Source organism: Streptomyces aureus (assembly GCF_001418135.1).
GTDB lineage: Bacteria > Actinomycetota > Actinomycetes > Streptomycetales > Streptomycetaceae > Streptomyces > Streptomyces aureus_A.
The window spans coordinates 1-9,588 of record NZ_LIPQ01000477.1 but is presented as its reverse complement, the minus strand read 5'-3'; the positions used below and the strand labels follow the sequence as shown (position 1 = coordinate 9,588).

At 73.2% G+C, this 9,588-nt stretch carries 10 protein-coding genes; 6 read left to right on the top strand and 4 right to left on the bottom strand.

Annotation, left to right across the window (positions count from 1 at the left end):
* Positions 1-130: 130 nt before the first annotated feature.
* The 3 genes from AOK00_RS31215 to AOK00_RS31205 all read left to right on the top strand — a co-directional run bounded on the left by AOK00_RS31215 (position 131) and on the right by AOK00_RS31205 (position 2,746).
* Positions 131-1,405, top strand: coding sequence for a sensor histidine kinase (locus AOK00_RS31215; protein WP_055603551.1), 1,275 nt, complete (start codon positions 131-133; stop codon positions 1,403-1,405).
* On the top strand, positions 1,402-2,079 hold the full coding sequence (locus AOK00_RS31210; RefSeq protein ID WP_055603550.1) for a response regulator: 678 nt from the start codon (positions 1,402-1,404) through the stop codon (positions 2,077-2,079). The genes AOK00_RS31215 and AOK00_RS31210 overlap by 4 nt, the downstream gene beginning before the upstream one ends.
* A gap of 157 nt (positions 2,080-2,236) precedes the next feature.
* Positions 2,237-2,746, top strand: a complete 510-nt coding sequence (locus tag AOK00_RS31205; protein ID WP_055603549.1) for an NUDIX domain-containing protein — start codon at positions 2,237-2,239, stop codon at positions 2,744-2,746.
* A gap of 175 nt (positions 2,747-2,921) precedes the next feature.
* Here AOK00_RS31205 and AOK00_RS31200 read toward each other — a convergent pair whose 3' ends face one another.
* The gene (locus tag AOK00_RS31200; RefSeq protein ID WP_055603548.1) at positions 2,922-3,443 is read right to left on the bottom strand and encodes an AMIN-like domain-containing (lipo)protein; all 522 of its coding nucleotides are present in this window, start codon (positions 3,441-3,443) and stop codon (positions 2,922-2,924) included.
* A gap of 216 nt (positions 3,444-3,659) precedes the next feature.
* Between AOK00_RS31200 and AOK00_RS31195 the strand changes: the two genes are divergently transcribed.
* Both AOK00_RS31195 and AOK00_RS31190 read left to right on the top strand, forming a co-directional pair.
* Complete coding sequence (locus AOK00_RS31195; RefSeq protein WP_254047575.1) at positions 3,660-3,872, top strand: hypothetical protein; 213 nt, start codon at positions 3,660-3,662, stop codon at positions 3,870-3,872.
* A gap of 123 nt (positions 3,873-3,995) precedes the next feature.
* Positions 3,996-4,493, top strand: a complete 498-nt coding sequence (locus AOK00_RS31190; protein WP_055603547.1) for a peptidylprolyl isomerase — start codon at positions 3,996-3,998, stop codon at positions 4,491-4,493.
* Between the two features lie 159 nt (positions 4,494-4,652).
* On the opposite strand, the gene AOK00_RS31185 is transcribed toward AOK00_RS31190, so the two are convergent.
* The 3 genes from AOK00_RS31185 to AOK00_RS31175 all read right to left on the bottom strand — a co-directional run bounded on the left by AOK00_RS31185 (position 4,653) and on the right by AOK00_RS31175 (position 8,566).
* On the bottom strand, positions 4,653-5,492 hold the full coding sequence (locus tag AOK00_RS31185) for an NAD(P)H-binding protein (protein WP_055603546.1): 840 nt from the start codon (positions 5,490-5,492) through the stop codon (positions 4,653-4,655).
* Positions 5,493-5,603: 111 nt separating this feature from the next.
* Positions 5,604-5,852, bottom strand: a complete 249-nt coding sequence (locus AOK00_RS31180) for a type B 50S ribosomal protein L31 (RefSeq protein ID WP_030317014.1) — start codon at positions 5,850-5,852, stop codon at positions 5,604-5,606.
* Positions 5,853-5,962: 110 nt separating this feature from the next.
* Positions 5,963-8,566 carry a SpoIIE family protein phosphatase gene (locus tag AOK00_RS31175; protein WP_055603545.1) on the bottom strand — a complete coding sequence of 868 codons (2,604 nt, stop codon included), beginning with the start codon at positions 8,564-8,566 and terminating at the stop codon, positions 5,963-5,965.
* A 160-nt stretch (positions 8,567-8,726) separates the two neighbouring features.
* Here AOK00_RS31175 and AOK00_RS31170 point away from each other — a divergent pair, with 160 nt between their 5' ends.
* On the top strand, positions 8,727-9,491 hold the full coding sequence (locus tag AOK00_RS31170) for an alpha/beta fold hydrolase (protein ID WP_055603544.1): 765 nt from the start codon (positions 8,727-8,729) through the stop codon (positions 9,489-9,491).
* Positions 9,492-9,588: the final 97 nt, after the last annotated feature.

Sequence of the window (9,588 nt, the reverse complement as noted above, 5' to 3'; positions counted from 1 at the left end):
CCGCCCAACCGAGCGGCCCGACCACCAGGGCCCGCGCGCCACCCGGACCGCACGAGGGTCCGCCCTGTCACCCCCGGTCGTACACCCCGGGTCCGATGACCGCCGCCCGGCCTCGCTCTACGATCAGCGCATGCCCGCCACACCGTCAGCGCCGTTCCTCAGGAGGATCACCCCCGGCCGGTGGGCGGCGATCGCCTGGCTCGCGGGCCTGCTCTTCACCGTCCTCCTGCGCGTCCGGCTGCCCGGCCAGGAGGAGGCCGACGTCGTCGCCGGGGTGGCCTTCCTGCGCTGGGACGGCCTGGTCATGCAGGTCTTCGCGACCGCCCTCGCCCTGCGCGGCAGCGCGCTCCTGACCCGCCGTCCGGCGGCGGCCGTCCGGTACTTCCTCGGGGCAGCGGTCGTCGCCAGTACCCCGCTCAGCGTCATGGCCATCCCCTTCGCCCAGTACCTCGCCGTGGACGTGGCCCTCTACACCGTCGCCGCCTCCCGCCCGCCCCGGGAGGCGGGCCGGGCGCTCGTGCTGGCCCTGGGCACCCTGGCCGCCTACCTCGCGGTCCGGGTGCTCGCGGGCTGGGGCGCCGGCACCACCAGCACGCTCGCCGTCGCCCTCGCCGCCGCCGTCGCCTGGCTGCTCGGCCGGTCCGAGCGGCAGAGCCGGGCGTACGCCGAACAGGCCCGCGCCCAGGCCGCGGCACAGGCCGTCACCTCCGAACGGCTCCGTATCGCCCGCGAGATGCACGACTCGGTCGCCCACAGCATCGGCATCGTCGCCCTCCAGGCCGGCGCCGCCCGGCGCGTCATGGACCGGCAGCCCGAACAGGCCAGGCAGGCCCTCGCGGAGATCGAGACGGCCAGCCGCGACACCCTGGCGGGACTGCGCCGCATGCTCGGCGCGCTGCGAGCCGAGGCGGCCGCCGGAAACCGTTCCGCCGAGGGGGCGGGGCTTCCCGAGATGCCGGGCCTCGCCGTACTCGACCGGCTCGCCGAGGTCACCGCCGCGGCGGGCGTCCGCGTCGCCGTGCGCCGGGTCGGAGCGCCGCGAGCCCTGCCGCAGGACATCGACCTCTCCGCGTTCCGTGTCGTCCAGGAGTCCGTCACCAACGTCGTACGGCACTCGGGCGCCGACTCCTGCACGGTCACCGTCGACCAGCAGGACCCCGAGACCCTCGTCCTCACCGTGGAGGACCGGGGCCGCCCCGACCCGCACCGGGACGGCGACCGGAAAGGCGACCGGAACCGCGGCCACGGGGCCGCCTCCGCCCCCGCCGGGTCGGGCTACGGACTCGTCGGGATGCGGGAGCGCGTCACCCTGCTGCACGGAGAGTTCGCCGCTGGTCCCCGCCCCGGCGGCGGATTCCGCGTCACCGCCCGTCTTCCCCTTCCCGCAGGAGCCACCCCCCGATGACCGAGACCACCACCGGGCGGACCGTCCGGGTCCTCCTCGCCGACGACCAGCCCCTGGTGCGCACCGCGCTCAGGATGGTCATCGGCGACACCACCGACCTCGTCGTCGCGGGAGAGGCGGCGGACGGCGCCCAGGCCGTGCGCCTCGTCGAGGAGACCGGCGCCGACGTCGTCGTCATGGACCTGCGCATGCCCGGGACGGACGGCATCGAGGCGACCCGCCTCATCACCGAGGGCCCCACGGACGCCCGGGTGGTCGTGCTCACCACCTTCGACGACGACGACCACGTCTACGGGGCGCTCCACGCGGGCGCGTCCGGCTTCCTGGTCAAGGACATGGCCCTGGACGACATCCTCGCCGCCGTCCGTGTCGTGGCCTCCGGCGACGCCCTCATCGCCCCCAGCGTCACCCGGCGCCTCATCAAGGAGTTCACCGACCGCCCGCGGACCGCCGCCGCGCCCCGGCGCCGGGCCGAGGGGATCACCGACCGCGAGCGCGAGGTGCTCACTCTGGTCGGACGCGGCCTCTCGAACACGGAGGTCGCCGCCGAACTCCACATCAGCGTCGCCACGGCCAAGACCTATGTGACCCGGCTGCTCGCCAAACTGGACGCACGCGACCGCGTGCAGCTGGTCATCATCGCGTACGAGGCGGGGCTCGTCTCCGTGACCTGACGCCGGAGGCCCACGGGTGGAGACCTGACAGAGCAGGGACCGGACCGGCGGGAAATCGATCACACGATCCGGTGATCCACCCCGGAGCGGCCCGGTGGCGTCCCCCGGGCCGCTTGGATGAGGGTGATTCCACCGGCCCGTCGAAGGAGAGCCGCCCATGGCGAACATCTGGCTGCCGCCCGTCGAGTACGTCGCGACCCTGCCGAGAGCGACGGCGTACGCCTGCCTCTACTTCACCGACACCCGAGGCCGTCCCTTCCAGCTGCGCGCCAGCTACGACACCGAGCTGTGGCAGTGGCCCGGCGGGAACATGGACCCCGGGGAGACCCCCTGGGAGACGGCGGTACGCGAGTGCCACGAGGAGACCGGGATCATTTTCACCGGCGAACCGCGGCTGCTCGGCACCCACTTCGTCACCGACCGGGGCGAGGACTGGCCCGCCAACCACATCGGCTTCGTCTTCGACGGCGGTGAGCTGACGGACGAGCAGATCGCCGGCGTCGTCCTCGACCCCGGGGAGCACAGCGAGTACCGCCTGCGCACCCTCGACGAGTGGGAACGGGAGATGGAGCCGCGCGAGTTCGCCCGCCTCGCGGGCACCGACCGGGCCCGCAGGACGGGCCTCCCGTTCTATCTGGAGACCGGCTCCGAAGGGGACCGGCCGTAGCGCCGGTCTGACAGCCCCGCCGGGTCCGGCCCGCCCGGCACGTACGCGGGCGGAGTACGGAGGCGGGGCGCGGCAGGTACGCGGGCCGAGTACGGAGGCGGGGCCGGCACGTGCACGGGGCCGAGTACGGAGGCGGGGCCGGCCCTCCGGACGGCCCCGCCCCCGGCCGGACCCCTCAGGCCCGGCAGCCCACCGGGTGGGCGATGTCGACCACGAAGCGCTCCGGCGAGTGCAGCCGGAAGGTCTTGTAGACGGGTTTGGTGTCGAAGGCGGCTCCGATGGTGACCACACCCTCGAAGTCGCCGGTCAGGGCGACCCCCTTGAGCGCGGGGAGATGGATCTTCAGCAGCCGGGGGCCCTGGTAGACGGACTTTCCGGCATCGTCGTGGGCGGCGGCGGGGGAGAGGCGGATCTCCAGGAACTGCTTGCCCGCCAGTGGGACCCGCTGGCCCGAGCCGTCGTAGTGCAGCGCCCCGACCTGGTGCACGGTGACCGGGGGCATGGCGCCCCGTACGTCGATCACGAGCCGGTCGAAGGTTGCGTGGCCGCCCCAGCGGGCGTTGACGACCAGGGCCGTGGCCTGCGTCGACGAGCTCGGGGACGGGGTGTTCGTGGCGCCGGCCGGGATCGTGGCGCCGATCCCGGCGGTCAACAGGATTCCCGCGGCGACCGCCGCGAGGGTATGACGGTGATGCATGACGTCCCCCAATTTCTCCTGCTCCGGGGACAGTGGTGTCACTGACGGAGACACTCATCCACACCATACGGTTCCACCCGATATGGGGTAAATGTTCACCCCTCTGGGCGGCTGCGCGTGCGAGCGCGCGTGCGAGCGCGGCGGTCGGCGGACGCGCCGTTCGCCCTGATCCGGCGAAGCCCGTAACTCCTTGGCCGCTCAGCAGTTGACCAGGGCATGAAGAAGCGCAGCATGCTCGCCATCGCCTCCCTCGCCGCAGGCGTCGTCACCGCCCTCGTCACGCCTCCGCCGCAGGCCAGCGCCGCCGAGAACCCCCTGGGTGGTGCGACCGGCCTCCTCCAGGAGGACCAGGGCGTCGACACCGTCGTCGACACCGTCCAGGGCGCCCAGAGCACCCTTCCGGCCCCCGGCGCGGGCGGGCTGCTCTGACCCGTGCCACCCGCGACGACCGGTGCCCCGCGCCCCCGACGGGCCGCGGGGCACCGGCACGCCGTGACCCGGGAGGAGGCGGCCCGTGCGCGCGCCGTGCGTGACTAATGACAGGATGTCCCCATGAGCGACAACGTTTACTTCGACATCACCATCAACGACGAGCCCGCGGGCCGGATCACCTTCAAGCTGTTCGACGACGTCGTCCCGAAGACGGCGCAGAACTTCCGCGAGCTCGCCACCGGCGAGCACGGCTTCGGTTACGCCGGCTCCCCGTTCCACCGCGTCATCCCGCAGTTCATGCTGCAGGGCGGCGACTTCACCCGTGGCAACGGCACCGGCGGCAAGAGCATCTACGGCGAGAAGTTCGCCGACGAGAACTTCAAGCTGAAGCACGACCGCCCGTTCCTGCTCTCGATGGCCAACGCCGGCCCGAACAGCAACGGCTCGCAGTTCTTCATCACCACGATCGTCACCGACTGGCTCGACGGCAAGCACGTCGTCTTCGGCGAGGTCGTCGAGGGCCAGGACCTGGTCAAGAAGATCGAGGGCCTCGGCTCCCGTTCCGGCGCCACCGCCGCGGTCATCAAGGTCTCCGAGTCCGGCATCGTGAAGGCCTGATCGCCTCTCCGAGCTGAGCGGAGGGCGCCCCGCGTGCCCTCGCTCGACCCACCCGGCCGGGGCGGGGGACGCCGTCCGAGCGACGCGCGTCCCCGCCCTCGCCGAGGTCGCCGCCGGCCTCCCGCGCGGCCGTCCGTGAGCCGCGCCCCGCGCCGTCCCTCAGGTGAAGGCGGGCGCGTTCCGCTCCGCCCACGCCGCGAACGGTCGCGGCGTCCGGCCGAGGACACGCTCCACATCGGAACTCACCCGCTGTTCCTCCGCGCTGGGCTCGCCCATCACCGACAGCATCCCGTCGACCACTTCCTCCGGCAGGAACCGCGCCAACTGGGAGCGGGCCTCGCTCGCGCTCAGCGCCACGAACGCGACCGGGGCACCCACCACCCCGGCCAGCGCCCGCACCTGCTCCCGCGGTGACACCGCGACCGGCCCGGTCAGCACGTATGTCCGGCCCGCGTGTGCCGCCGGGTCACGCAGCACCTCCGCCGCGACGCCCGCGATGTCCACCGGGTCCACCACCGGCAGCGCCACATCGCCGAACGGAGCCGCCACCGTACGCGCGGAACGGACCTGCTCGGCCCAGAGGAAGGCGTTGGAGGCGAAACCGCCCGGCCGCAGCACGGTCCAGTCCAGCCCCGACCCCCGTACCGCCGTCTCGAACGCCCGCAGAACGTCGTGCGACACCGAACCGGTCCGCGTTCCCACCAGCTGCGAGGACTGGAACACGATCCGTCGCACCCCGGCGGCCACCGCCGCCGTGACGATCGCGCGTGGATCCAGCTCGTCCCCGAGACCCGCGACGAGCAGGTACACCGCCTCCGCGCCCTCGAACAGCCCCGCGAGACCGCCCACATCGGCCAGGTCCCCCTGCCGGTGCGTCACTCCGGCGGGCAGCCCGTCGGCCGGCCGACGGCTCACCGCCGTCACCTTCTCGCCGGCCGCGGCCAGCAGCTCCACCAGCGGTCGTCCGACGTTTCCGGTCGCTCCGGTCACCACGATCACAGTTCTTCCCCTCCAGGGAGTCATCGGCGGAGCGCGAGCGCTCCGCCGTCTTCGTGACCTCATCCTGGAAGGCGAACTGGCCACCCTCCGGCCAGTTTCACGGAGAGATGTTCAGCTCTCCTCGCCGAAGCGCCGCTCGAACTTGGCGATCCGGCCCTCGGAGTCCACCGTCCGTGCCGTGCCCGTGTAGAAGGGGTGGCTCTCGGAGGAGATCTCCACGTCGATCACGGGGTACGTGTTGCCGTCGTCCCATTCGATGGTCCGGTCGCTGGTCGCGGTGGACCGGGTCAGAAAGGCGTACCCGGCCGAGCGGTCACGGAAGACCACCGGGCCGTACTCGGGCTGCTTGTCCTGCTGCACGTGTCCTCCTCGGGCTCACGCCCTGGCTCGTCCGGCCTGATCGGCACGGCACCCCCAGCCTCCCCGCGCCCGCGGCGACCGACCAGCGCCACGGCCCGACCGGGTGACCGTCAGTCGTGTTCCGGCGGGCGCGCGGCGAGCAGCAGCGCGATGTCGTCCGCGCGGGACGTGACCTGCCGGGCGTCCCTGATCACCTGGTCGGCCGCCTCCGCGAGCGGCAGCGAAGCGGTCGCAGCGAGCGCCCGGCGCAGCTCCTCGATCCCGTCGTCGATGTCCTGGCCGGGCTTCTCCACGAGTCCGTCCGTGAACAGCGCGAGCACTCCACCCGGGTCCAGCTGCAGCCGCGTCACCGGATACGAGGCGCGGACGTCGATCCCGAGCACCATCCCGCCCGCCAGTTCGATCCGCTCCGTCACGCCGTCCGGGTGCATGAGCAACGGCGGCGGATGCCCGGCTCGAACCGCCCGCAGCTGCCCCGACTTCGGATCGAGGAGTACGTAGCAACAACTCGCGAACTGCCCCGGATCCAGGTCGATGAGCAGCCGGTTGGTCCCCCGCATCACGTCCTGCGGCCGATGACCGGCCAGCGCGAAGGCCCGTACGGCGCTGCGCAGCTGACCCATCGTGGCCGCGGCGGCCACCCCGTGTCCCTGGACGTCGCCGATGACGAGCGCGAGGCGCCCCCGCCCCGTCTCGATGACGTCGTACCAGTCCCCGCCGACGTCCATGCCCTGCGTGCCCGGCAGGTAGCGGCCCACCGTCTCCACGCCCTCCCGGACCGGAAGCCGGTGGGGGAGCAGCGCGTCCTGGAGGCCGCGCGCGACCGCCGACTCCGTGTCGTACCGCTGGGCCCGCTCCAGGGCCTGCGCGATGAGGCCCGCGAGCGCCGTGAGGACGGTCCGCTCCTCCGAGCTGAACCCGCGTGGCCGGTCGAAGCCGAGGATGCAGGAGCCGACCGGCCGCCCGGAGGCGATCAGCGGCAGGAACGCCCGAGCCCCTGAGGCCGCGTCCAGGGGCAGATCCGGATACCTGCGGCCCAGCTGCTTCATCGACTCGAAGAACAGCGGTCTGCCCGTCGTGAGCGTCTCCACGCCGGGCACGTGAGCGTCCAGGGCCACTCCGTCGAAGGGTTCGAGGAAGCCCGGCGGGAAGCCCGTCTCCCAGGCCAGGTACAGACGGCGGTCGCTCAGCAGGTAGATGGCCAGCTGGCGCCCGCCGAACGCCGGAAGCAGCTCCTCCGTCACGACCGCCGACACCTGGCGGGCCGTCACCGCCTCGGACAGCGCGATCGCCAGGGCCACCGGCCGGTACAGGGCCGAGACCTGGTCGTCGGGCAGGGACAGGGTGTCGTCCGTCGGCCCGCTCGTCGGCCCGCTGGTCCCGGGGTCCCGTGTGGGGGCCCGGCCCGGATCGGTCTCCGGCACCAGGACCATGGTCACGCCGTCCCGCCCGGGATGGAGGGAGACCGAAAGCCACTGACCCCGCTCGGGGCGGGCCAGGAACCGCACCGGGTCGCCGGAGAGCATCGCGGCGCGGAGCTGTTCCTCGTGGAACGGGAGACCGAACCAGGGCAGGGCCTCCCACAGCGGCCTTCCCGCCAGGGCGCCGCGGGGGCGGCCGAGCAGCCGCTCGGTGCGCTCGTTGACGTAGGTGACGCGGCCGAGGCGGTCGATCGCCAGGATCGCCCGCGGGAGCCGGTCCGTGGCGTCGGAGCCGATCAGACCGGTGCCGAGGTCGACGAGGGTGCAGGTGAGCCGCAGACCGGTGCTGACGCCGCCGATGCCAAGTCGCGGTGCTGCTTCCCCTCCCGTGCCTGCGCCCGTGTCCGCCACCGTGCCCGGTGAGGTCTTGCGCGCCCGCGTGGAGACCTCGAGCAGGTGCAGAGCCCCGTCCGGGCCCTTCAGCCGGATCCGGCGCACCACCGGCCGACCGTCCGGCCCCGTCGCCTGCCGGGCCGCCGCCCACAACGCGTACCCGTCCTCCGGCTCCAGGAGCGAGGTCAGGACGCCGATCGGGCACGACGAGGGCACGTCGGCGCCGAGGATCGCCAGGAGTCCCGCGTCCAGCGTGACCATGCCGGTGTCGAGGTCCCACTCGAAGGAACCGAAGCGGACCGGCGGCGCGCCCGCGGTGGAGAGCTGAACGCACACCGGTTCGCCGGGCCATTCGAGGGTCGTCCCCTGGCGGGCCAGCTCGGCGAGTGTCTCGCCGAGGTGCAGGCCGCCTCGCATCATCCGGTCCCGGTCGCGGGTGTCCACCGGAACCCCGGGAGTCGGCGGCCGCAGCGCCACGAGGACCCCGTACCGTTCGCGCCCGGCGACGACCGGCGCGTACAGCGAGGCGAAGGGGAACGGCAGGCTGGCCACCAGCTGCGGAAACCGCCGCATCGCCTCCTCGACGTCATGGAGGTGGACGGCCTGTCCGGAGCGGTGGACCTCGGCGACCGGGAACGGGCGGTTCGTGTGCATGCGAAACCACGGGCGGAACAACGGGCCCGGCAGCCCCACCAGGGCCGCCATCCGCAGCAGTCCGGGGGTTCCGGAGCGCAGGTACACCCCGCCCGCGTAGCCTCCGACCTCGTCGACCGCCCTCAGTGCCGCCTCGGCGAGCGTCCAGGTCAGAGCGCCCGAAAGGGGCCCGTCGGCAGCTCTCTTCCCGGACGGACGCCCGGTACTGCCCACCGGGCCGGGGGCCGTGGTGCCGTGCGAGGTCACACAGCCAGGATGCGCCTCACCGGAAAGGCACCGCATCCCGGACCCGTTCCCCCGGCATGTCCGAACAGGAGGGGTGTTGACCGCACGCGTCCGTACCGTCACACTCGGTCGTCGACCGGCGCCACAGGCGCGCTACACCACCTCATGACCAGGGGGCAGGATGACGGGCCGGGTTCTTCCGTACGAGGTGCAGGGCGAGGGTCCGAGGCGGGCTCTCGTGCTCCACAACTGGTTCGGCGACCGCACGAGCTTCGCTCCGCTGCGGGCCCATCTGAACGATGCCGCCGGCTCCTACGCCTTCGTCGACTGCCGTGGCTACGGCGAGGCGCTCGACCACGAGGGCGCCTACACGATGGAGGAGGTCGCGGCCGACGCGTTCGCCGTCGCGGACGACCTCGGCTGGGACTCCTTCTCCGTCGTCGGGCACTCGATGGGCGGCAAGGCCGCGCAGCTGATGCTCCTCGACGCCCCCGACCGGGTCCGTTCGATCATCGGCATCTCGCCCGTGTCGGCCGCCGGGTTCCCCATGGACGGCGAGACCTGGGAACTCTTCGCCGGGGCCGCCGAGGAGGCGGCCAACCGGCGCGCGATCATCGACAACACCACCGGCGGCCGGTACGACGACGCCTGGCTGAGCACCCTCGTCGAGCGCTCCGTCCGGCGCTCCTCGGCGACGGCCTTCCGCGCCTACCTGGACTCCTGGTCGCGCACGGACTTCCACGAGCGCGTCCGCGACAACCCGGCCCCCGTGCTGCTCGTCGTCGGTGCCCACGACCCGGCGCTGGGCGCCGAGGCGATGGAGGCGACCTGGCTGCGCTGGTACCCCAACGCGCGCCTGGAGGTCCTCAAGGACGCCGGCCACTACGCGCCCGAGGAGACCCCGCAGGCACTCGCCGAGGCCATCGAGGCCTTTCTCGCCGCCTGACGGGATCTTTCGCGGTGTCACGGGGGACTTCGGTCCCGGGTGACACCCCCGGCCGCCCGGGCACCCGACCCGTGAAGGGTGCCCGAGCGGCCGGGGG

Excerpts from the sequence above, each read along its gene's own strand:
- AOK00_RS31215 (WP_055603551.1), top strand. The coding sequence starts at position 131 with ATGCCCGCCACACCGTCAGCGCCGTTCCTCAGGAGGATCACCCCCGGC.
- AOK00_RS31210 (WP_055603550.1), top strand. The coding sequence starts at position 1,402 with ATGACCGAGACCACCACCGGGCGGACCGTCCGGGTCCTCCTCGCCGAC.
- AOK00_RS31205 (WP_055603549.1), top strand. The coding sequence starts at position 2,237 with ATGGCGAACATCTGGCTGCCGCCCGTCGAGTACGTCGCGACCCTGCCG.
- AOK00_RS31200 (WP_055603548.1), bottom strand. The coding sequence starts at position 3,443 with ATGCATCACCGTCATACCCTCGCGGCGGTCGCCGCGGGAATCCTGTTG.
- AOK00_RS31195 (WP_254047575.1), top strand. The coding sequence starts at position 3,660 with ATGAAGAAGCGCAGCATGCTCGCCATCGCCTCCCTCGCCGCAGGCGTC.
- AOK00_RS31190 (WP_055603547.1), top strand. The coding sequence starts at position 3,996 with ATGAGCGACAACGTTTACTTCGACATCACCATCAACGACGAGCCCGCG.
- AOK00_RS31170 (WP_055603544.1), top strand. The coding sequence starts at position 8,727 with ATGACGGGCCGGGTTCTTCCGTACGAGGTGCAGGGCGAGGGTCCGAGG.